Raw genomic sequence first — 20,520 nt, 5'->3', positions numbered from 1 at the left:
CGCTCTATTCCCGGACAGACGAAGGCGTGATTATGCGCGTGAGCACGCTGTCGCGCAGCAGGAAATGGTGGCGCATCGCAGCAAGGATATGCAACGCGACCAGCGCGATGCCGGCATAGGCAAGATACCAATGCGCGGCCGACCAGAAGCTTTCCGCGGCATCGGATTCGGCGAGCGGCAGGTCGGGCATGACGAACTGGTTGAAGGGCATCGTCGGGATTTCCAGCGTCGAGACCGAGACCAGCGCCCAGCCGGAGAGCGGCAGGGCAACCTGGAAGGCGTAAAGCGCCAAATGCGCCAGCGGCGCTGCCTTGCGCTCCCATGTTCCGACCGAAGGCGGGAGTGCTGGCGCCGCATTGCCGACACGCCAGGCGATGCGCAGGATGACCAGCCCAAGCAGCAGGAAGCCGAAGGACTTATGCAACTGGATCAGCTCGAAAGACGTCCGCTGGCTGTCGATCTGCATCATCACGAAGCCGAGCACGAACTGGCCGATGAAGATGAGGCCGATCAGCCAGTGAAGGATGATCATCGCCCAGCCATAGCGGGTGGCGGTGTTGGTGACGATTGCATGGTCGAAAAACGTCGCTGAAATCACCTTTCTTCCAGCCCTCCCCACAAGCGGAACGGAGGAGCCCTACGGGCTCACCTTGAAGAAATCGACGAAGGCCCGCAACGCCGGCCGCATCTGGCGGCGGCTTGGGTAGTAGACGAAGAAGCCGTCGAAAGCGGGGCACCAGTCCTCCAGCACGCGGATCAGCCGGCCATCGGCGAGCGGCGCCTTCACATAGTCCTCGAAGACGAAGGCGAGCCCGGCGCCGTCGATCGCGGCCTGGGCGATCAGATGGTCCTCGTCGAGGATCAGCGGCCCTTGTGCTGCGATCTCGATTTCCTCGCCGTCCTTCTCTAACTCCCAGCGGTAGAGGATGCCGCTGGAGAAGCGGAAGCGGATGCAGCGGTGATCGGCGAGATCGCGCGGATGACGTGGTTTGGGCATGGTCGCGAAGTAGGAGGGCGCGCCGACCACCGCGCCGCGGATGTTCGGCCCTATGCGCGCCGCGATCATGTCGCGCTGCAGGCTTTCGCCCAGCCTGACACCGGCGTCGAACCCGCCCTCCACCACATCCGTGAAGCGGTCCTCGATGACGACCTCCAGCACGATCTCGGGATAGGCGGCCGTGAAGGCAGCGAGCCGCGGCGTCAGCACCAGATGCGCGGCGGTGCGCGGCACGCTGAGCCTGAGATTGCCGGCCGGGCGGTCGCGCGCCTCGACCGCCGTTTCCAGCGCCAGGTCGATCTCGGACAGCGCCGGCCGCAGGCGCTCCAACAGCCGCGCGCCTTCCTCGGTCGGGGCGACACTGCGCGTGCTGCGCGCCAGCAGCCGCACGCCGAGCTGCGCCTCCAGGCTCGCCACCGCATGGCTGACCGCCGACGGCGCGATCCCGAGCTCGCGGGCCGCGCCGCGGAAGCTGGCCCATTGCGCGACCGCGGCGAGAACGGCCAGCTGGGAAAGGTTCGTCCGGTTCATTGATCTATCTTATAGAGCGAGCTGTGCGAAAGAGACATGATTATCGAACGGATGCCTAGGCGCTATTTCATCTCCATCGCAACAAGGAGATGCGCCATGCAAACCCGCAAATTAGGAACTGAACTCGAAGTCTTCCCCGTCGGCCTCGGCTGCATGGGCATGAGCTTTGTCTATGGCGGACAGCCGGAGGCGGAAGCCATCGCTACGCTGCGCCGCGCCATCGAGATCGGTGTCACCTTCTTCGATACCGCCGAAGTCTATGGCCCTTACGAGAACGAGATCCTGCTCGGCAAGGCGCTGAAGCCGGTACGCGAGAAGGTCACCATCGCCACCAAATTCGGCTTCAAGATATCCGAGCACGGTTCGGGCGTCGACCGCATGATCGGCGTCGACAGCCGCCCTGAGCACGTCAAGGCGGTGGCGGAGGCCTCGCTGAAGCGGCTCGATACCGACGTCATCGACCTCTACTACCAGCATCGCGTTGACCCGAACGTGCCGATCGAGGACACGGTCGGCGCCATGGCCGAACTGGTGCGCGAGGGCAAGGTGCGGGCGCTCGGCCTGTCGGAAGTGAGCGGCGCCACGCTGCGCCGGGCGCATGCCGTGCACCCGATCGCCGCCGTGCAGAGCGAGTATTCGCTGTGGAGCCGCGATCCCGAGGACGAGGTCTTTGCCGTTTGCCGCGAGCTCGGCATCGGCTTTGTCCCCTACAGTCCGCTCGGCCGCGGCCTGCTCACCGGCACCATCGCCAAGCGCGATACGCTCGGCGCCGGCGACTGGCGCCTCGGCCTGCCGCGCTTCCAGGCCGAAGCCATGGAAGCCAACAATGCCGTCATTGCCGTGCTGGAAAAGTTGGCGATGGAAAAGGGCGTGACAGCGGCACAACTGGCGCTCGCTTGGGTGCTGCACCAGGGCGATTTCATCGTGCCGATCCCCGGCGCGCGCAAGATCCGCCATTTGGAGCAGAACACGGCAGCGGCCGGGATCAAGCTGAGCGCCGCCGAGGTCGCGGCCATCGGCGACGCGCTGTCGCCCGACAAGGTCGTCGGCAAGCGCTATACCGAAGAGCTGCTGGCGCTGGTGAATGGTTAGACATTTCAGCTTGCTTTGAGACGCTGGCGGGACAGCGCCCCCCTCTGTCCGGCAGGACAGAGGGGGGCGCCTCGCGCTGACCTACCAAGGCACCACGCTGATCTCCGGCCAGTTCTCTCGCGCCCTCCTCCCCTTCGCCTCATGCGTCCGCTGGTTGTCCAGCGCCCGGTTCGGCGTGATACGGAACGAAAAAATGTCGTCGAGCCCGAACGGCGCCACCAGCTCCAACGCCTCGTCTGCGTCGAACCGCACCCCGACCGCATGCGTCTTCGAGGCGAAATAGCCGACCGATTCACTCGCGCTCGTGTAGCGCGGGCATGCCTGCCCGAATTTGGCCGGATACCACAGGTGCACGCGTGCCTGATTTCGCACCTCCACCGGCAGCGTCAGTCCTTCGAAATGCTGCGCCGCCCGGCGGATCACCGCGTCCTCGGCCTCGTAGGAGAGATCGGTGCCGTCGAAATAGAACAGATCGACATCCTTGATGCCGTAGCCTGAGGGCCTGCCGGTGAGATGGTTCCAGATGCTGTTGTAGAGCGCGCCGGAAACCACCAGCCAGTCCGGCAACGCCAGTTCACGCACTCGCGCCAGCGTTTTGGCCAGCAGCGGGTCCGCCACCACGATTTCGAGGAACGCCGCGCGTTGCTCCTCGAAAGGCAGGCCGGAATAGCGGAGATGGTGCATCGCCCAATGGAGGGCGATTCGCCACCTTCCGGCAATCCTTTATGCTCTCAGCACGCCGCCCGTCTGCTTGTTGACGTTCTCGACGATGCGCTTGGCCAGCGCCTCGAAATCCTCGTCGGTCAGCGTCTTTTCGACCGGCTGGATCGAGACTTCGATGGCGATCGACTTCTTGGCGGCGCCGAGCGCAGCGCCCTCGAAGACGTCGAACACCGAAACGCCGGTGACGAGCTTCTTGTCGGCGGCCAAAGCTGCCCGCACCAGCGTGCCGGCCTCGACCGTCCGGTCGACGACGAAAGCAAAATCGCGCTTCACCGCCTGGAAGGGTGAAAGCTCCAGCTTCGGCTTGGTGCGCGTCGGCTTGGCCTTCGGCTCCGGCACGGCATCGACAAAGACCTCGAAGCCGCAGAGCGGCCCGGAGGCGTCGAGCACTTCGAGCGTCTTTGGATGGAACTCGCCGAAAGTGCCGAGCACGGTCTTCGGCCCGAGCTTGATCGTGCCTGAGCGTCCGGGATGGTACCAGGCCGGGCCGCCGGGCTCGATCTGCAGCCTGTCGACCGGCGCGCCGCAGGCTTCGAGCGCCGCGATCGCATCGGCCTTGGCGTCGAACACCCCGACCGGCCCGGCATTGCCGGCCCAGCTGCGGCCCGAGCCGTCGAGCTTGGCGGTGCCCCGCCGCACGCCGGCGGCGACGCGCCGCTGCTGATCGGCCAAGTCGCCTTCATAGGTGCCGGAGACCTCGAACAGCGCCACGTCGCCGATGCCCCGATCGGCATTGCGCTGGGCGGCGCTGATCAGCCCGGGCAGCAGCGACGGCCGCATGTCGGACATGTCGGCGGCGATCGGGTTGGCGAGCTTCAGCCGGTTCTGGCCGCCGCCGAACAGCTCGGCGTGTTTCGCCGGAATGAACGACCAGGTGACCGCCTCCATCATGCCGCGCACGGCGAGCGCGCGCTTGGCGGCCCGGGTGCGCACCTGCAGTATGGTCAGGATCCTGCCGTTGACCGCGTCATGCGAGGTGAGCGGCTGCGGCGCTATGTTGTCGACGCCGTGGATGCGCATCACTTCCTCGACGAGATCGGCCTTGCCGTCGACATCCGGACGCCAGGAGGGGACCTTCACCTCGACGGCGTCACCTGAGCTGCGCGGCTCGAAGCCGAGACGGGTCAGTATAGTGAGCGCTTCTTCTCTCGGCACCTCGATGCCGGTCAGCCGCTTCACTTCCGACAGCGGGAAGGAAATGATCTTCGGCTTGTGGCCGGCATAGCCCGCCACCTCGATTTCCGTCGGCGTGCCGCCGCACAATTCCAGCACCAGCTTGGTCGCGAGCTCGACGCCGGGCACCATGAACTCAGGGTCGACGCCGCGCTCGAAGCGGTAGCGCGCATCGCTGATGATGCCGAGCGTGCGACCGGTGCGGGCCGTCGTGATCGGGTCCCAGAGCGCCGATTCGATCAGCACGTCGGTGGTGTTCTCGTCGCAGCCCGAATGCTCGCCGCCCATGATGCCGGCAATCGATTCGATGCCGTTGTCGTCGGCGATCACGCACATCTCGGGCGTCAGCGAGTATTCGCGTCCGTCGAGCGCCAGCACGTTTTCACCGTCCCTGGCGCGGCGCACCACAAGGTTGCCGGTGACCTTCTTCGCGTCGAACACATGCAGCGGCCGGCCGCGGTCGAAGGTGACGTAGTTGGTGATGTCGACCAGCGCGCTGATCGGCCGAAGCCCGATCGCGATCAGCCGCTGCTGCAGCCATTTCGGCGACGGGCCGTTCTTCACGCCCTTCACCAGAGTCAGCGCGAAGCCGGGGCAGAGTTCCGGTGCCTCGATCTTGACCTTGACCGGGCACATGCCGTCGCCGGCATGCGGCATGATCGCGCCGCCGGTCAGCCGGCCGAGGCCGCTCGCCGCGAGATCGCGGGCGATGCCGTAGACGCTGGTGGCATCGGGGCGGTTCGGCGTCAGGTTGATCTCGATCACCGGATCGTCGAGATGGGCGTAGGCGGCGAAGCTGGTGCCGACCGGTGCGTCTTCGGGCAGGTCGATGATGCCGGTATGCTCGTCCGAAAGCTGCAGCTCGCGTTCGGAGCACATCATGCCATGGCTCTCGACGCCGCGGATCTTGCCGACCGAAAGCGTGACGTCGATGCCGGGAATATAGGTGCCGGGCGCAGCAAAAGCGCCGACCAGGCCGGCGCGGGCGTTGGGCGCCCCGCACACCACCTGCACCGGCGGCTTGCCGTCGCCGGTATCGACGGTAAGCACCCGCAGCCGGTCGGCGTCGGGATGCTGCACGGCAGTCAGCACCTTGGCTATGACAAAGGGTTTTAGGCCCGCCTTGTCGTCGACATGTTCGACTTCGAGGCCGATCGCCGTCAGCCGCTCGACGATTTCGGCAAGCGAAGCGTCGGTCTCGAGATGGTCCTTGAGCCAGGAGAGGGTGAATTTCATGACTGTGTTCCGTAGGAAGGGCTTTGCGCGTCAGGTCTAGCCACGCTCGTCTTGAGGTGCCGCGGCAGTGAATCGGGCATATGCAGGAAGGGCAGTTGCTCGCGCACATGCGCATGCAGCGTCGGCCTGAAATAGGCAGGCATGTCCATGGCGCCGAGCGTGAAGTAAATATGGCCGGCGAGCCGCTCGTCGCTATAGGCGATCGGCGAGCCGCAAATGCCGCAGAACGAGCGCGCCACCGGGCCGTTCCGGTAGCTCTTCAGCGACTTGCCTTCGAGCGCGATCTGGTCGGCCGCGAAGCCGATAAAGGCCGACACCGGCGCGCCGCTGGCGCGCCGGCAATCGCCGCAATGGCAATAGCTGATGTGGTGCGGCTCGGCCGAGGCCTCGAACCGCACGGCACCGCAGCGGCAGCCCCCGGTGTGGGGAGCAGTCATGTGGAAAGGCCCCGAACAGCGTCGGCATGTCGAGCGGCCGGAAGCCGTAATGCGTGAGCCAGCGCACGTCGGCGTCGAAGAAGGCGCGCAGGTCCGGCATGCCGTATTTCAGCATGGCGATGCGGTCGATGCCCATGCCCCAGGCAAAGCCCTGGTATTCGTCGGGATCGAGCCCGCCGTAACGCAATACGTTGGGATGCACCATGCCGCAGCCCAGGATCTCCATCCAGTCGGAGCCTTCGCCGAAGCGTACTTCGCCCGGCCGCGAGCGGTCGCACTGGATGTCGACCTCGAGGCTGGGCTCGGTGAACGGAAAGAAGGACGGCCGGAAGCGCATTTTTACGCTCGGCACTTCGAAGAAGGCCTTGCAGAATTCCTCCAGCACCCACTTCATGTTGGCGATGTTGGCGGTCTTGTCGATCACCAGCCCCTCGACCTGATGGAACATCGGCGAGTGCGTGGCGTCCGAATCCTGCCGGTAGGTCTTGCCGGGAATGACGATGCGGATCGGCGGCTTCTGCTGCTCCATTGTGCGGATCTGCACGGGCGAGGTGTGCGTGCGCAAAAGCTTGCGCTCGCCCTTCTCGTCCGGCTGGAAGAAGAAGGTGTCGTGCATCTCGCGCGCCGGATGCCCCTCGGGAAAATTGAGCGCGGTGAAATTGTAATAGTCGGTCTCGATGTCCGGACCTTCGGCGATCGCGAAGCCGAGATCGCCGAAGATCGCTGCGATCTCGTCGATCACCTGGCTGATCGGATGAATGCGGCCGCGCTCGGCCGGCGACTGGCGCACCGGCAGCGTGACGTCGACCGTTTCGGCGGCGAGCCGCGCCGCGATCGCCACGTCCTTCAGCTCCGACTTGCGCGCCGTCAGCGCCTCGGTGACGCGGTTCTTCAGCCCATTGATCGCCGGGCCCTTGACCTGCCGCTCCTCGGCGCTCATCGCGCCGAGCGTTTTCAGCATCTCGGAGACCGAGCCCTTCTTGCCCAGCGCCGAGACGCGCACAGCCTCGATCGCCTGCTCGTCGGCCGCGGCCGCGATGTCGGCCATCAAAGAAGCTTCAAGGGTTTCAAGATTTCCAGCGGTGGCGTTCACGGCGAAACTCTCTCGATCGGGCAACCACCGGGGTCCGGTGCGTCACCAATTTGGTTGCATCAGGCATAAGAAAAACCCGCGCCAGCCGTGCCAGCGCGGGTTCCCCAAATCAGAATAGCGAATGCTTGGGAAGCGCTGGCTTAGGCGACAGCGCTCTCAAAAGCATTCGGCGTGGTGTTCTTCAGATATTCGAGCGCCACCTTGGCCTTGGCCACAAGGGCTGCGAAAGCCTGCGGCTCGTGGATGGCCATGTCCGAAAGAACCTTGCGGTCGATCTCGATGCCGGCCTTGTTGAGGCCGTCGATGAAGCGGCCATAGGTCAGGCCGTGCTCGTGCACCGCTGCATTGATGCGCTGGATCCACAGCGCGCGGAACGAGCGCTTGCGGTTCTTGCGGTCGCGATAGGCGTACTGCAGCGACTTTTCCACCGCCTGCTTGGCGATGCGGATGGTGTTCTTGCGACGGCCGTAGAAGCCCTTGGCGGCTTTCAGGACCTTCTTGTGCTTGGCGTGGGCGGTGACGCCTCTCTTTACGCGTGCCATGTCATGATCTCCTTAAAACGCTGTTCCGGACCGAATGCTTAAAGGCCGTTCGGCAGAAAATTCTTGATGACCTTCTTGCCGTCCGGTTCAGCCAGAACCATCGTGCCGCGGGCATCGCGAATGAACTTGTTGGAACGTTTGATCATGCCGTGGCGCTTGCCGGCGGCAGCCGACAGCACCTTGCCGGTGGCGGTAATCTTGAACCGCTTCTTGGCGGCCGATTTGGTCTTCATCTTGGGCATTTTGCTACTCCGTAATGTGGCGCACCATCGCGCTTCTTTTCTCGCTTCGGGCCGACCAGAGCCCGAAAAGCAAATGAAACCGCCACGGCATGCCCTGCCGGGCGGTTTTTGTTTTTGCTCTGCGTATCGTGCTTTCCGTAAATCAGAGATGATTTCCGGCCCGATACGCAGAACGGCGGTCCTATAGATCAAACAGGGCTCGTGCGCAACACCTCACGCCCTGCGGCGCGCTGTCCCGTTCAGGGCAGCGTGAACCACACCGGCAGCACCCCCGACTGCTGCGCGCCGTCGATCAGTTCGAAGGCCGGCAGCGCCACCAGGAATACCAGCCCGTCGAGCAGCGTGTTCAACAGCAGGCGCGGCTTGAAGCTGCCGGTGTCGCCTTCCTGGTAGAGCGAAAGCTTTGGAAAGAAGCGCGGCACGCGCGCCAGATAGGCTTTGTAGGGAGCGCCGAGGACTTCCTTGAGATAGCGCTCCTCGCGCAGGATGACGATGTGGAACGCGCCGGCGCAAAGGACCGCGAAGAGGATGATGCCGGAAAACGAGCCGATCTGCGCGCCAACGCCGGCTGCCGCCACGGTCGAGAACAGATAGAGCGGGTTGCGGGTGATCGAATAGGGCCCGCCGGTGACCACTTCGGAGGATTTGCGGCCGCCGATGTAGAGCGTCGACCACAAGCGCCCGACGATGCCCAGGAAGATCAGGAGCACGCCGAACATCTCGATCGTCTCGTGCACGGGCGTCTCGGGAGGGAACGTCGACTGGCCGAACAGGAGTGCCGCAAACAGCACCACGATGAGCACCGCCAGCACGATGCGGCGCATATACTGGTAGCCGCCCAACCCTTCTATCTGGTTGTCGGTCGGGATCTTTGTTTCATCGACCATGGCCAATCCGATCGTCGTGTTTTGATCGCGATCGGGAAAATCCGATCGTCGATTTGATCGCGATCGGGAAAATCCGATCGTCGTGTTTTGATCGCGATCGGGAAAATCCGATCGTCGATTTGGTCGCGATCGGGAAAATCCGATCGTCGATTTGCTCGCGATCGAGGAGCTCGATCGTCGAGAAGCCGGCGATCGGATAGAAAAACAGGCGCCCCGCCGATCGTCGGGTCGCCCTGCGCGGCAATTCAGGCGGATTTTGGAGCACCAAGCAGCGCCGGCCGGTCAATTCTCCTTCGCGAAACCGTGATCGGCGCGACAGTTTGCGGCGATCGCGCCGGAATGGCTCCAGGACGGAAAGGAAACGTGAGGCGCACCGTCAGCGGGGCGCCAGCACCATCATCATCTGTCGGCCTTCGAGCTTCGGCTCGGCCTCGACCTTGGCGATCGGCGCGACTTCCTCGCGCACCTTGTTCAGGAGCTGCATGCCGAGTTCCATATGCGCCATTTCGCGGCCGCGGAAACGCAGCGTCAGCTTGACCTTGTCGCCGTCCTCGAAGAAGCGCCGCACGGCCTTCATCTTGGTTTCGTAGTCATGGCTGTCGATGTTCGGGCGCATCTTGATCTCCTTGATCTCGATGACCTTCTGGTTCTTGCGCGCCTCGGCCGCCTTCTTCTGGTTGGCGTATTTCAGCTTGCCGAGATCGAGGATCTTGACGACGGGCGGCTGCGCGTTGGGCGATATCTCGACGAGATCGAGCCCGGCCTCTTCGGCCAGCAGCAGCGCGTCGTTGATGGAAACTTCGCCACGGTTGTGGCCTTCTGCGTCGATGAGCTGGACCCGGGGCACCCGGATGTCTCGGTTGGAGCGCGGACCGTCCTTGGTCGGGGCCGCTGCTTTGAAAGGTCTGCGAATGGTCGTGGTCTCCTCGGCCGTTTCGTTCAGGGTTTCTTTGAGTTCAATCGCTTGGACGCGCCTATGTGGTGAGCGCGCGGCCGGAGTCAATAGCACAGCCTCGCCAGGAAATCACCTCAAAGCTTGCCATTGCCTGCACCAAGCAAAGAAAAGGTGCGAGCACTTTTCCGCGAACCGCCGGATGTGCCAAAAGACCGGCCGGAAGGACGAGGTCATGGACGCCAGCGCACCAGTTTTCATCGACGTGAACGGAACGCAGATCGCTGTCAGGCAGGCGCCGGGCTCAGCGCCGGGCATCGTCTGGCTGGGCGGCTACAAGTCCGACATGCTGGGCACCAAGGCCGAGGCGCTGTCGGCCTGGGCGAGCCGCGAAGGCCGCGCCTATCTGCGCCACGACTATTCCGGCCACGGCGAATCGGGCGGCGAATTCGCCGAGGGCACGATCTCGAAATGGCTGGCCGAGAGCCTCGCCGTCTTTCGCCGCTTCAGCAAGGGCAAGCAGATCCTGGTCGGCTCCTCGATGGGGGCGTGGATTGCGCTGCGCATGGTGCAGGAATTGCACAAGGCCGGCGACGACCGCATCGCCGGCCTGGTGCTGCTTGCGCCGGCGCCCGACTTTACCGTCGAGCTGATCGAGCCGGTGCTGACCAGGGCGCAGAAGCGCGACCTTTCGAAAAAGGGATTTTTCGAGGAACCGTCCGACTATTCCGCCGAGCCCTATATCTACACGCGCGCGCTGATCGAGGACGGCCGCGCGAACCGGGTGATGACCGGGCCGATCGACACCCATTGCCCGGTGCATATCCTGCAGGGTCTCGCCGATCCCGACGTGCCTTCCGGCCATGCGCTGAAGCTCGCCGCACTGCTGCCGGCCGATGACGTCACGCTGTCGCTTATCCCCGACGGCGATCATCGCCTCTCCCGCCCGGAGGATCTCGACATGCTCAACCGCGCCGTCGGCGACCTGATCCAGCGGGTTTCATGAGCATGCGCATTTCAATCCCGATATCCGCCTTTGTTGCGGCGATCGTCGGCTTTGGCGGCACTTTGGCCATCGTCATTGCCGCCGCCAAGGCGATCGGCGCCACTCAGATCGAGACCGCGAGCGGAGTGACGGCCATCTGCCTGGCCATGGCCATCGAATGCCTGTGGCTGTCCTGGCGCACGAAAATGCCGGTCATCACCGCCTGGTCGACGCCGGGCCTGGCGCTGATCGCGGCCTCCAGCGGCTTCACCATGGCGCAAGCCGTCGGCGCTTTCATCGTCACCGGCATCCTGTTGATCGCCACCGGTCTGTTCAAGCCGCTGACCCGGCTGATCGCGCAGATTCCGGCCTCGGTGGCGTCCGGCATGCTGGCCGGCGTCCTGGTCGGCTTCGCCATCAGTGCGGTCAAGGCCATTCCCGCCGATCCGTGGCTGATCCTGCCGCTGATCGCCGCCTTCTTCGTCATCCGGCTGTTCAACCCGGCGGTTTCGGTCCTTGTCGTGCTGATCGGCGGCGGCCTTGCCGCCTTCCTCACCGGCCGCGTCGGCGGCCTGCCGGCGCCGGAATTGTCGACACTGACGCTGATCGCTCCGCAGTTCACCGTTTCGGCGATCATTGGCCTGGCCTTGCCGCTCTACCTCGTCACCATGGCCTCCCAGAACCTCTCCGGTCTCGCGGTGCTGAAAGCCGCCGGCTACCACCCGGAACCTGGCCCGCTGATCGGCGTCACCGGGCTGTTCTCGCTGCTCTAGGCGCCGTTCGGCGCCTCGACGACCAATCTGGCGGCGATCTCCGCGGCGATCTGCACCGGCCCGGATGTCCATCCGGATCCCGCCGAGCGCTGGAAGACGGGGCCGTTCTATGCGCTCGCCTATCTGGTCTTCGCCATCTTCGGCGCTTCGCTGGTGGCGATCTTCGCCGTCCTGCCGCAGAGCCTGATCGTGCTGGTCGCCGGCCTGGCGCTGATGGCGCCTTTAGCCAACGCGCTCTCGATCGCGCTCCATGATGCGGGCGAGCGCATGCCGGCCACGCTCACCTTTGCGGTGACGGCCTCAGGGCTCACCTTGTTCGGCGTCGGCGCGGCTTTTTGGGGGCTGGTCGCCGGAATGGCAGTGCTTTTCCTCGAGAAACTCAAAAAGCGATAATCATTTCAGGCCTTTCGCCGGTTTTGGCCGGACTTGCCTTGAATCGCCGATTTCGCCTTCCCATTTCGATTCCACGCAGCCGGTTTGGCTGTCTCCAACGGAAGGATTGGGAGAAAATGAACACAAGTGCATTGATCCGTCCGGCCTGGACGCCGGCGACCATCGCGCTGATGGTGATCGGCTTCATGGTGTTCTGGCCGCTGGGCTTCGCCATGCTTGCCTACATCATCTGGGGCGACCGGCTCGAAGGCTTCAAGCGCGATGTCAACCGCGCCACCGACGGCATCTTCGCCGGCTGCCGCCGTGGCTCGGAAAAGGCGGCCCGCTGGGGCCATGGCTCGTCCCGCACCGGCAACGTCGCTTTCGACGACTGGCGCGAGAAGGAACTTGAGCGCCTCGCCGAGGAGCGCCGCAAGCTCGACGAGATGCTGAACGAGTTCGACGAGTATGCCCGCGAGCTGCGCCGTGCCAAGGACCAGGAAGAGTTCGACCGCTTCATGGCCGAGCGTAACAAGCGGACCGCGCCAACCACGACGAGTGGTCCAACCGGAGCGACGGGGCCGAAGCGCGGCAAGGGGTCGAACCTCCTTGACGACTGAGCCTCAATCATAAGACTCGGCCGACATGCGGCGTCGCGCGAGCGGCGCCGTTTCTTTTTTGTTCTCCATGTAGCCTCACTCTACTGGTCGTTTTTCTCGAATCGCGTATCGTCCGGCCATGACCCTCGGCTTCTTTCGCAATCTGACCAAGCCAGAACCCAAGCCCGTTGTGGAGCGCGAGCATTGCGTCGCCGGCCGCACCCTGCCGCTCAAAATCGTCGAAAGCGCGAGGGCCCGGCGATTGACGCTGCGTATCGATTCCGGCGGCCAGGGGCTGCGCATAACCGTGCCGCCCGGCTTGCGCCGCGGCGAGGTGGAGAAGTTCCTCGACCGCCATCAGGACTGGCTGGAGCAGCGCCTGGCCAAGGTGCCGATGCGCCCGCAGGTGCGGCCCGGCATCAAGATCCCGATCCGCGGCGTGCCGCACCGCATCGTCCATGAGCCGGCGAAACGCGGCACCGTCACCATCGCGCGCGACGAGCGCGGCCCGCTGCTCATCATCCATGGCGAGCGTGTCCACCTGCCGCGCCGCATCGCCGATTATCTGAAACGCGAGGCCAAGCGCGAGATCGAGAAGCTGGTGGTCAAGCACACCGAGGCGATCGGCAAGCGCGCCAAGGCGATCCGCTACAAGGATACCTCCAGCCGCTGGGGTCATGCACCTCGGAGGGCAATCTGTCCTTCTCGTGGCGCATCATGATGGCGCCGCCGCCGGTCATCAATTACCTGGTGGCGCATGAGGTCGCGCATCTGAAAGAGATGAACCACGGACCGAAATTCTGGAAGCTGTGCGAAAAGCTCTGCCCCGACACCGATCGCTGCAAGGACTGGCTGAAGCGCAACGGCGGCGCGCTGCAGGCGATCGTGTTTGAGTAGGCGTCGCCCTGGCACCCGTATAGCTGGCGGCCCAGCGCAGCCGCTCAATCGTCATTCGCCGCGTTGAGTTCCTCCGGCCGCAGCCCTTCCTCACTTGCATGCGGCCACGGCAGAAAATTCCGGTCGAACGCGTCGCTGCCGAAATAGTCGAGCGCCCGGTGCGCCTCGGCGCCGTTGAAAGCGGACTTGTCCATCAGATGCGCGATCACCTCGCGCGCCTGCGCGATCTTCTGTCTGAGTTCGGCGACGGTCTTGTCGGTCATGATCTTCCTGCTCCCGCCTGTGTCCCTATTCGAAAAGGTAGCGCTTTCCGCCGGCCCGGCAACGGCATGCTTTTTCTCGACTCTTGCGGCTTTTCGTGGCAATCCCGCGCCATGACGCTCGACATCAAGATCTGCGGATTGAAGACCGACACCGCGATGGCCGCCGCGCTTGCCGGCGGGGCCAGCCATGTCGGCTTCATCTTCTTTGCCAAAAGCCCGCGCTTCGTCGATCCGGCCGAGGCTGGCCGTCTGCGCCAGGCGGCCATCGGCAAGGCCAAGGCGGTTGCCGTCACCGTGGATGCGGATGATGACTTTCTCGACGATATTGTCGCGAGGATGCAGCCGGATATGCTGCAACTGCATGGTTCCGAAACGCTGGTGCAGGTGGCCGAGCTCAAGACCCGCTACGGCCTGCCGGTGATGAAGGTGCTGTCGGTCAGCGAAGCCGCGGATCTCGAGCGGATAAAGCCCTATGTCGGCGTTGCCGACCGCTTGATGTTCGACGCCAAGCCGCCCAAGGGAACGCAATTGCCGGGCGGCAATGGCGTAGCCTTCGACTGGCGCATCCTTGCCGGCCTTGACGCCGGCCTCGATTACATGCTTTCCGGAGGACTCAACGCCGCCAATGTCGGCGATGCCCTCAGACTGGCCAATCCGCCCGGGATAGACATCTCCTCCGGCGTGGAGAGCGCTCCGGGCGTCAAGGAACCGGCGCTGATCGAGCAGTTTTTCCGGGCCGTCAGGGCCGCGCGCGACGACCGCGCCGCCTGAGGAAGTTTTCAAACCCGAGCATGTCCCGGAAAAGTGGGAACCGGTTTTCCGATAAGGACGTGCTCAGAAGCAAAGACTCAGGAGATCGGCGATGAACAGGCCGGCTATGCCCAATTCCTTCCGCACCGGGCCCGACGAGCAGGGCATGTTCGGCATTTTCGGCGGCCGCTTCGTCGCCGAGACGCTGATGCCGCTGATCCTCGATCTCGAAGAGCAGTGGAACAAGGCCAAGAATGATCCGGAGTTCAAGGCGGAGCTGGAGAACCTTTCGACCCATTATGCCGGTAGACCGTCCAAGCTCTATTTCGCCGAAGGCCTGACAAGGCATCTTCGGGAGGTTTCCTCGGCAAAGGGCCTCGGGGGCGGCGCCAAGGTCTATTTCAAGCGCGAGGACCTGAACCACACCGGCTCGCACAAGATCAACAATTGCCTCGGCCAGATCCTGCTCGCCAAGCGCATGGGCAAGAAGCGCATCATCGCCGAGACCGGTGCCGGCCAGCATGGCGTCGCTTCCGCCACGGTCGCTGCGCGCTTCGGCTATCCTTGCGTGGTTTACATGGGTGCCACCGACGTCGCCCGCCAGAGCCCGAACGTCTTTCGCATGAAGCTGCTCGGCGCCGAGGTGCGCCCGGTCACCGCCGGCCACGGCACGCTGAAGGACGCCATGAACGAAGCGCTGCGTGACTGGGTCACCAATGTCGAGGACACCTATTACCTGATCGGCACCGCCGCCGGCCCGCATCCCTATCCGGAGCTGGTGCGCGACTTCCAGTCGGTGATCGGCACGGAAGCGCGCGCCCAGATGCTGGAGCAGGAAGGCCGGCTGCCCGACGTCATCATCGCCGCCGTCGGCGGCGGCTCCAACGCCATTGGCCTGTTCCACCCGTTCCTCGACGACAAGGATGTGCGCATCATCGGCATCGAGGCCGGCGGTCGCGGCCTCGACGGCGTCGAGCACTGCGCCTCGATGAATGCCGGCGCGCCGGGCGTGCTGCACGGCAACCGCACCTACCTCTTGCAGAATGCGGACGGCCAGATCCTCGACGGCCATTCGATCTCGGCCGGTCTCGATTATCCGGGCGTCGGGCCCGAGCATGCCTGGCTGCGCGATTCGGGCCGCGTCGAATATGAGCCGATCCTCGACGAGGAGGCGCTGGAGGCCTTCCAACTGACGACCCGCGTCGAAGGCATCATCCCAGCGCTGGAATCGGCGCACGCCATCGCGCATGCGATGAAGATCGTGCCGAAAATGGACAAGGACCAGATCGTCATCGTCAACCTGTCCGGCCGCGGCGACAAGGACGTGCACACGGTGGCCAAGATGCTGGGCATGGAGATCTGACAATGACGACCCGCATCGACCGCCGCATGGCGAAGCTCAAATCCGAGGGCCGTCCGGCTTTGGTCACCTATTTCATGGGCGGCGATCCCGACTACGAGACATCTTTGGCTATCATGAAGGCGCTTCCCGGCGCCGGCAGCGATGTCATCGAGCTCGGCATGCCGTTCTCCGATCCGATGGCTGACGGTCCGGCCATTCAGGCGGCGGGTCTCAGGGCGCTGAAAGGCGGCCAGACGCTGGTCAAGACGCTGAAGATGGCGTCCGAATTCCGCGCCGGCGACGACGAAACGCCGATCGTGCTGATGGGCTACTACAACCCGATCTACATTTACGGCGTCGATCGTTTCCTGGCTGACGCCAAGGCGAGCGGCATCGACGGCCTGATCGTTGTCGACCTGCCGCCGGAAATGGACGAGGAGCTCTGCGTTCCGGCGCTGAAGGCGGGCATCAATTTCATCCGCCTGGCGACGCCGACCACCGACGACAAGCGCCTGCCGAAGGTGCTCGAGAACACCTCCGGCTTCGTCTACTACGTGTCGATGACGGGCATCACCGGCTCGGCCTTGGCCGACACTGCCAAGGTGTCGGCGGCGGTCAAACGCATCAAGGGTCACACCGCGCTGCCGGTCTGCGTCGGCTTCGGCGTCAAGACCGCCGAGCAGGCGCGTACCATCGGCGCCTCCGCCGACGGCGTCGTCGTCGGCACGGCGATTGTCAACGCGGTCGCCAATGTGCTCGGGCCCAAGGGCGAGAAGACCGCCGATCCGGCCGAAGCGGTCGCCACGCTGGTCAGCGGGCTTGCCCAGGGCGTCCGCTCGGCCCGCCTTGCTGCCGCCGAATAGTCTGACTATTTGTTTTTACGCGATTCCGGACGGAAAACCGCCGCACACTTTTCCTGGAATTGCTGGACGTCTCTTCGTCGGGACAGGAGCCGAAGCGATGAACTGGATCACCAACTACGTTCGACCGAAGATCAATTCGATGCTCGGCCGGCGCACCGACATGCCGGAAAATCTCTGGATCAAGGATCCCGAGACCGGCGAGATGATCTTCCACAAGGACCTCGAATCCAACCAGTTCGTCATCCCGTCTTCCGGCCACCATATGAAGATCTCGGCCAAGGAGCGGCTGAAATACTTCTTCGACGACGGCAGATACGAGACGCTGGAAAACCCCAAGGTCGTGCAGGATCCGCTGAAGTTCCGCGATGAGAAGCGCTACACCGATCGGCTGAAAGAGGCGAAGGCCAAGACAAGCCTCGAGGACGCGATTCTTAACGCAGTCGGCACCATCGAAGGTCTGCCGGTGGTGGTTACCGTGCAGGACTTCGCCTTCATGGGCGGCTCGCTCGGCATGGCCGCGGGCGAGGCCATCGTCCATGCCTTCGAGGTCGCTTTGCAGCGCAGGCGGCCGCTGATCCTGTTCGCCGCCTCGGGCGGCGCCCGCATGCAGGAGGGCATCCTCTCGCTGATGCAATTGCCGCGCACCACGGTCGGCGTCGACCGGCTGAAGGAAGCCGGCCTGCCCTATATCGTGGTGCTGACCAACCCCACCACCGGCGGCGTGACCGCGTCCTATGCCATGCTGGGCGACGTTCACATCGCCGAGCCCGGCGCGCTGATCGGCTTCGCCGGCCCGCGCGTCATCGAGCAGACGATCCGCGAGAAGCTCCCCGACGGCTTCCAGCGCGCCGAATATCTGATGGAACACGGCATGGTCGACATGGTGGTCTCGCGTCTGGAGATGCGCCCGACCATCGCACGATTGTTGAAGATGCTGCTCAAGACCCCAGTGGCCGAGAAGCCATTGGAGCCTGAGATCCTGCCGCCGGCGGTCGTCAACGCCGAAGCCCGGCCGCAGGCCTGACGCGACACCGTTTGCCGCCCACCGCGATGGCGCCAGCTGCGCTGCGCAGTAGCTGTTTGCGCATGATCCCTTTCCAAAACCGATCCCGGTACGGGCTCATGCGCCAGAGCAATTCCAGCAAGAGTGCGTAGCGGTTTTGCGTCCGGAATTGCACACGAACGAAAGGCATTGAAGGCGATCCTGTTCTTTCGCCGCAAATGTTCTAGGATTCCGCCATGACAACGCTCGCCGCCGATCGTGAAATCGAACATCTGATGACGCTTCATCCGAAAGGTTTCGACCTTTCGCTGGACCGCATCGCCCGCCTGCTCGAGCGTCTCGGCAACCCGCAGGACCGGCTGCCGCCGGTCATCCACATCGCCGGCACCAACGGCAAGGGCTCCTGCGCCGCCTTCTCGCGGGCGCTGCTGGAGGCGGCCGGTCATCTCGTCCACTTGCACACCTCGCCGCACCTGGTAAACTGGCACGAGCGCTACCGGCTGGCCGCCGAGGGCGGCGGCAAGCTGGTCGACGACGATGTCTTTGCCGAGGCCATCGCGCGCGTCGCCAAGGCCAATCAAGGCCAGAAGATCACCGTTTTCGAGATCCTCACCGCCGTCACCTTCATCCTGTTTTCCGAGCATCCGGCCGAGGCGGCGATCATCGAGGTCGGGCTCGGCGGCCGCTTCGATGCCACCAATGTCATTTCGCGGCCTGCCGTCTCGGTGATCATGCCGGTGTCGATGGATCACGAAGCCTATCTCGGCGACCGCGTTGAGCTGATCGCGGCCGAAAAGGCCGGCATCATGAAGCGCGGCTGCCCGGTGGTGATCGGCGCGCAGGAAAGCGAGACCGCGCTGGAGGTGCTGATCGAGACCGCCGAGCGGCTGGATTGCCCGACCGTTGTCTACGGTCAGGATTTCCTGGCCTTCGAGGAGAACGGCCGCATGGTCTATCAGGACGAGGACGGTCTGATGGACCTGCCGCTGCCGCGCCTGCCCGGTCGGCATCAGTTCGCCAATGCCGCCGCGGCGATCGCCGCGGTCAAGGCCGCCGGCTTCGAGATAAGCCATCGGGCTGCCGAAAAAGCGATGACCAGCACCACGTGGCCGGCCCGGATGCAAAAGCTGACGCAGGGCAGGCTGGTTGAGCTTGCCCCAAAGGGCGCCGAGATCTGGCTCGACGGCGGCCACAATCCGGGCGCCGGCGTCGTCATCGCCGAAGCGCTGGCCGAGCAGGAGGAAAAGAACCCGCGCCCGCTGATCCTTATCGCCGGCATGATCAACACCAAGGACCAGACCGGCTATTTCAGCGCCTTCAAGGGGCTTGCCCGCCATGTCTACACGGTGCCGGTGAGCAAGAGCGATGCCGGGGTGCCCAATGACGAGCTCGCGCTGCGCGCCACCGAGGCCGGCCTGTCGGCCGAGCCGGTCAACTCCGTCGCCGATGCGCTTATGCTGCTGCGCGACAGCTGGGACGGTCCGGCGCCGCGCATCCTCATCGGCGGCTCGCTCTATTTCGCCGGCGCTGTGCTGGACGAGAACGGCACGCCGCCGACCTGATAGCGCCGAGGCAGTCGCGAGGAGCAATCGTGATCAAGGTGAACCAGCTGGCCCATGTCTGCATCTTCGCGCATGACCTTGAGGCGACGCGCGGCTTCTACCGGGATGTGCTCGGCATGGACACCCGGCTCAACTTCCTGCGCGACGGCAAGATCTTCGGTTTCTATCTCGATTGCGGCGGCCGCAGCCATGTCGAGGTGTTCGAGAAGGCCGAAGCCCGCTACAGCGAGGCGAACCAGATCAACCACTTCTGCCTGGAGGTGGAAGACATGGACGCCGCGATCGCCCATATCCGGTCGAAAGCGGTCGAGGTGACGGCGAAGAAGCTCGCTTGCGACGGCACCTGGCAGGCCTGGATCAAAGACCCCAACGGCGTCAAGATCGAGCTGTTCGAATACACGGCCAAAAGCGCGCAATTCATCGGCGGCGATCGCGTCGCCGATTGGTAGCGGCGCCTGCCTCGAAGGTTATTTGAGCTCGATCTCGATGAAGGCGTATTCGCCGTCATTGGCGTTGATGACATCGTGCTCGACGCCTTCCCGGCGGAAATAGGGCGCGCCTTGCTTCATCTCCGCGAAGGATTCGCCGTCCTTGGTCACCAGCTTCACCTTGCCGTCCATCAGCGGCACGATGACATAGTCGTGGCCATGGCGGTGCCAGCCGGTGTTGGCGCCCGGGGCGAAACGGTATTCGGTGACGATCACGCGCTCATTGTCGACGTGAACTGTGGCCTTGGCTGTTCCGGTCATGGGACTCTCCTTTTCTTAAGGAAAGGAGATGGCTGCCCGAAGCGTCAGGGCCAGAGCGCCGTCAGCGATGGCGCCAAGGAAAAAGCCCGGCGCAATGGCCGGGCTCGATCTTTCTGATATTCGGATTGGCTCAGGCGAGGCTGCCATTGATCCAGTGCGACAGCGCCGTCTTCGGCGCCGCACCCACCTTCATGTCGGCCACTTCGCCGCCCTTGAAGATCATCAGCGTCGGGATCGAGCGCACGCCGTACTGGGCGGCCAACTCGGGATTCTCGTCGATGTTGAGCTTGGCGACCTTCACCTTCGAGCCGAGCTCCTTGGCGATGTCTTCCAAAGCCGGGGCGATCATCTTGCACGGACCGCACCACTCAGCCCAGAAATCCACCACGACCGGCTCCTTGGCATTGAGCACATCGGCCTGGAAATTGCCCTTGTCGACCTTGACGGTGGCCATGCTGAAATCCTTTCGAAAACTCGGGTTGCACCAAATGTGGTGGCTGTGGTGGCGATGTTCAAG

General features: G+C 64.2%; 21 protein-coding genes and 3 pseudogenes. 11 read left to right on the top strand and 13 right to left on the bottom strand.

Annotation, left to right across the window (positions count from 1 at the left end):
* Window positions 1-4: 4 nt before the first annotated feature.
* Window positions 5-598, bottom strand: coding sequence for a cytochrome b (locus EJ078_RS14275; protein ID WP_259979584.1), 594 nt, complete (start codon window positions 596-598; stop codon window positions 5-7).
* Between the two features lie 39 nt (window positions 599-637).
* On the bottom strand, window positions 638-1,528 hold the full coding sequence (locus EJ078_RS14270; RefSeq protein WP_127215307.1) for a LysR family transcriptional regulator: 891 nt from the start codon (window positions 1,526-1,528) through the stop codon (window positions 638-640).
* 96 nt (window positions 1,529-1,624) lie between these two features.
* On the opposite strand from EJ078_RS14270, the gene EJ078_RS14265 reads away from it, so the two are divergent.
* Window positions 1,625-2,620 carry an aldo/keto reductase gene (locus EJ078_RS14265; RefSeq protein WP_127215306.1) on the top strand — a complete coding sequence of 332 codons (996 nt, stop codon included), beginning with the start codon at window positions 1,625-1,627 and terminating at the stop codon, window positions 2,618-2,620.
* An 81-nt stretch (window positions 2,621-2,701) separates the two neighbouring features.
* On the opposite strand, the gene EJ078_RS14260 is transcribed toward EJ078_RS14265, so the two are convergent.
* The 8 genes and pseudogenes from EJ078_RS14260 to infC all read right to left on the bottom strand — a co-directional run bounded on the left by EJ078_RS14260 (window position 2,702) and on the right by infC (window position 9,866).
* A complete protein-coding gene (locus tag EJ078_RS14260; RefSeq protein WP_127403563.1) occupies window positions 2,702-3,304 on the bottom strand; it encodes a nucleotidyltransferase family protein in 603 nt (200 codons plus the stop codon).
* Between the two features lie 39 nt (window positions 3,305-3,343).
* Window positions 3,344-5,752, bottom strand: a complete 2,409-nt coding sequence (gene pheT / locus EJ078_RS14255; RefSeq protein ID WP_127847082.1) for a phenylalanine--tRNA ligase subunit beta — start codon at window positions 5,750-5,752, stop codon at window positions 3,344-3,346.
* Entirely contained in the window at window positions 5,749-6,189 is a 441-nt protein-coding gene (locus tag EJ078_RS14250; protein WP_067002960.1) for a GFA family protein, read from the bottom strand. Before EJ078_RS14250 ends, pheT begins: the two co-directional genes overlap by 4 nt.
* Before the next feature lie 10 nt (window positions 6,190-6,199).
* Window positions 6,200-7,237 (bottom strand): annotated as a pseudogene (pheS, locus tag EJ078_RS14245) (phenylalanine--tRNA ligase subunit alpha); the annotation flags it as partial.
* Window positions 7,238-7,422: 185 nt separating this feature from the next.
* Entirely contained in the window at window positions 7,423-7,824 is a 402-nt protein-coding gene (gene rplT / locus EJ078_RS14240; RefSeq protein ID WP_040968947.1) for a 50S ribosomal protein L20, read from the bottom strand.
* 38 nt (window positions 7,825-7,862) lie between these two features.
* Window positions 7,863-8,066, bottom strand: a complete 204-nt coding sequence (gene rpmI, locus EJ078_RS14235; protein WP_027166935.1) for a 50S ribosomal protein L35 — start codon at window positions 8,064-8,066, stop codon at window positions 7,863-7,865.
* A 239-nt stretch (window positions 8,067-8,305) separates the two neighbouring features.
* Window positions 8,306-8,953 (bottom strand): isoprenylcysteine carboxylmethyltransferase family protein, encoded by a 648-nt coding sequence (locus tag EJ078_RS14230; RefSeq protein WP_067324658.1) that lies wholly within the window; start codon window positions 8,951-8,953, stop codon window positions 8,306-8,308.
* Window positions 8,954-9,329: 376 nt separating this feature from the next.
* On the bottom strand, window positions 9,330-9,866 hold the full coding sequence (gene infC, locus EJ078_RS14225) for a translation initiation factor IF-3 (protein ID WP_067003282.1): 537 nt from the start codon (window positions 9,864-9,866) through the stop codon (window positions 9,330-9,332).
* Window positions 9,867-10,080: 214 nt separating this feature from the next.
* On the opposite strand from infC, the gene EJ078_RS14220 reads away from it, so the two are divergent.
* The 4 genes and pseudogenes from EJ078_RS14220 to EJ078_RS14205 all read left to right on the top strand — a co-directional run bounded on the left by EJ078_RS14220 (window position 10,081) and on the right by EJ078_RS14205 (window position 13,471).
* Entirely contained in the window at window positions 10,081-10,851 is a 771-nt protein-coding gene (locus EJ078_RS14220; RefSeq protein WP_127216518.1) for an alpha/beta hydrolase, read from the top strand.
* 2 nt (window positions 10,852-10,853) lie between these two features.
* Window positions 10,854-11,996: pseudogene (locus EJ078_RS14215) on the top strand (benzoate/H(+) symporter BenE family transporter).
* A 116-nt stretch (window positions 11,997-12,112) separates the two neighbouring features.
* Window positions 12,113-12,595, top strand: coding sequence for a DUF2852 domain-containing protein (locus tag EJ078_RS14210; protein WP_067002952.1), 483 nt, complete (start codon window positions 12,113-12,115; stop codon window positions 12,593-12,595).
* 118 nt (window positions 12,596-12,713) lie between these two features.
* Window positions 12,714-13,471, top strand: a pseudogene (locus EJ078_RS14205) (M48 family metallopeptidase).
* 44 nt (window positions 13,472-13,515) lie between these two features.
* Here the strand turns inward: EJ078_RS14205 and EJ078_RS14200 are convergent.
* Window positions 13,516-13,734, bottom strand: coding sequence for a hypothetical protein (locus EJ078_RS14200; protein WP_067002948.1), 219 nt, complete (start codon window positions 13,732-13,734; stop codon window positions 13,516-13,518).
* Between the two features lie 111 nt (window positions 13,735-13,845).
* Here EJ078_RS14200 and EJ078_RS14195 point away from each other — a divergent pair, with 111 nt between their 5' ends.
* The 6 genes from EJ078_RS14195 (at window position 13,846) to EJ078_RS14170 (ending at window position 19,703) form a co-directional block, all read left to right on the top strand.
* Complete coding sequence (locus EJ078_RS14195; protein ID WP_208721597.1) at window positions 13,846-14,505, top strand: phosphoribosylanthranilate isomerase; 660 nt, start codon at window positions 13,846-13,848, stop codon at window positions 14,503-14,505.
* 91 nt (window positions 14,506-14,596) lie between these two features.
* The gene (gene trpB / locus EJ078_RS14190) at window positions 14,597-15,847 is read left to right on the top strand and encodes a tryptophan synthase subunit beta (RefSeq protein WP_127324725.1); all 1,251 of its coding nucleotides are present in this window, start codon (window positions 14,597-14,599) and stop codon (window positions 15,845-15,847) included.
* Window positions 15,848-15,849: 2 nt separating this feature from the next.
* Window positions 15,850-16,689, top strand: coding sequence for a tryptophan synthase subunit alpha (trpA, locus tag EJ078_RS14185; RefSeq protein WP_067002941.1), 840 nt, complete (start codon window positions 15,850-15,852; stop codon window positions 16,687-16,689).
* Window positions 16,690-16,786: 97 nt separating this feature from the next.
* The gene (accD, locus tag EJ078_RS14180) at window positions 16,787-17,713 is read left to right on the top strand and encodes an acetyl-CoA carboxylase, carboxyltransferase subunit beta (RefSeq protein WP_095825505.1); all 927 of its coding nucleotides are present in this window, start codon (window positions 16,787-16,789) and stop codon (window positions 17,711-17,713) included.
* 215 nt (window positions 17,714-17,928) lie between these two features.
* Entirely contained in the window at window positions 17,929-19,254 is a 1,326-nt protein-coding gene (locus EJ078_RS14175) for a folylpolyglutamate synthase/dihydrofolate synthase family protein (RefSeq protein ID WP_127217157.1), read from the top strand.
* Between the two features lie 29 nt (window positions 19,255-19,283).
* On the top strand, window positions 19,284-19,703 hold the full coding sequence (locus EJ078_RS14170; RefSeq protein WP_127217156.1) for a VOC family protein: 420 nt from the start codon (window positions 19,284-19,286) through the stop codon (window positions 19,701-19,703).
* A gap of 18 nt (window positions 19,704-19,721) precedes the next feature.
* Here EJ078_RS14170 and EJ078_RS14165 read toward each other — a convergent pair whose 3' ends face one another.
* Both EJ078_RS14165 and trxA read right to left on the bottom strand, forming a co-directional pair.
* Window positions 19,722-20,003 (bottom strand): cupin domain-containing protein, encoded by a 282-nt coding sequence (locus tag EJ078_RS14165; RefSeq protein WP_067002933.1) that lies wholly within the window; start codon window positions 20,001-20,003, stop codon window positions 19,722-19,724.
* 130 nt (window positions 20,004-20,133) lie between these two features.
* Window positions 20,134-20,457, bottom strand: a complete 324-nt coding sequence (trxA, locus tag EJ078_RS14160; protein ID WP_041000044.1) for a thioredoxin — start codon at window positions 20,455-20,457, stop codon at window positions 20,134-20,136.
* Between the last annotated feature and the right edge of the window lie 63 nt (window positions 20,458-20,520).

The organism is Mesorhizobium sp. M1A.F.Ca.IN.022.06.1.1, assembly GCF_003952605.1.
GTDB lineage: Bacteria > Pseudomonadota > Alphaproteobacteria > Rhizobiales > Rhizobiaceae > Mesorhizobium.
The sequence above is the reverse complement of the archived record's forward strand: the minus strand, read 5'-3'. Positions and strand labels throughout refer to the sequence as shown.

Excerpts from the sequence above, each read along its gene's own strand:
- EJ078_RS14200 (WP_067002948.1), bottom strand. The coding sequence starts at position 13,734 with ATGACCGACAAGACCGTCGCCGAACTCAGACAGAAGATCGCGCAGGCG.
- trxA (WP_041000044.1), bottom strand. The coding sequence starts at position 20,457 with ATGGCCACCGTCAAGGTCGACAAGGGCAATTTCCAGGCCGATGTGCTC.
- rplT (WP_040968947.1), bottom strand. The coding sequence starts at position 7,824 with ATGGCACGCGTAAAGAGAGGCGTCACCGCCCACGCCAAGCACAAGAAG.
- EJ078_RS14260 (WP_127403563.1), bottom strand. The coding sequence starts at position 3,304 with ATGCACCATCTCCGCTATTCCGGCCTGCCTTTCGAGGAGCAACGCGCG.
- trpA (WP_067002941.1), top strand. The coding sequence starts at position 15,850 with ATGACGACCCGCATCGACCGCCGCATGGCGAAGCTCAAATCCGAGGGC.
- EJ078_RS14265 (WP_127215306.1), top strand. The coding sequence starts at position 1,625 with ATGCAAACCCGCAAATTAGGAACTGAACTCGAAGTCTTCCCCGTCGGC.
- EJ078_RS14195 (WP_208721597.1), top strand. The coding sequence starts at position 13,846 with ATGACGCTCGACATCAAGATCTGCGGATTGAAGACCGACACCGCGATG.
- EJ078_RS14175 (WP_127217157.1), top strand. The coding sequence starts at position 17,929 with ATGACAACGCTCGCCGCCGATCGTGAAATCGAACATCTGATGACGCTT.
- EJ078_RS14220 (WP_127216518.1), top strand. The coding sequence starts at position 10,081 with ATGGACGCCAGCGCACCAGTTTTCATCGACGTGAACGGAACGCAGATC.
- EJ078_RS14210 (WP_067002952.1), top strand. The coding sequence starts at position 12,113 with ATGAACACAAGTGCATTGATCCGTCCGGCCTGGACGCCGGCGACCATC.
- EJ078_RS14250 (WP_067002960.1), bottom strand. The coding sequence starts at position 6,189 with ATGACTGCTCCCCACACCGGGGGCTGCCGCTGCGGTGCCGTGCGGTTC.
- EJ078_RS14230 (WP_067324658.1), bottom strand. The coding sequence starts at position 8,953 with ATGGTCGATGAAACAAAGATCCCGACCGACAACCAGATAGAAGGGTTG.
- pheT (WP_127847082.1), bottom strand. The coding sequence starts at position 5,752 with ATGAAATTCACCCTCTCCTGGCTCAAGGACCATCTCGAGACCGACGCT.
- EJ078_RS14165 (WP_067002933.1), bottom strand. The coding sequence starts at position 20,003 with ATGACCGGAACAGCCAAGGCCACAGTTCACGTCGACAATGAGCGCGTG.
- EJ078_RS14270 (WP_127215307.1), bottom strand. The coding sequence starts at position 1,528 with ATGAACCGGACGAACCTTTCCCAGCTGGCCGTTCTCGCCGCGGTCGCG.
- trpB (WP_127324725.1), top strand. The coding sequence starts at position 14,597 with ATGAACAGGCCGGCTATGCCCAATTCCTTCCGCACCGGGCCCGACGAG.
- accD (WP_095825505.1), top strand. The coding sequence starts at position 16,787 with ATGAACTGGATCACCAACTACGTTCGACCGAAGATCAATTCGATGCTC.
- rpmI (WP_027166935.1), bottom strand. The coding sequence starts at position 8,066 with ATGCCCAAGATGAAGACCAAATCGGCCGCCAAGAAGCGGTTCAAGATT.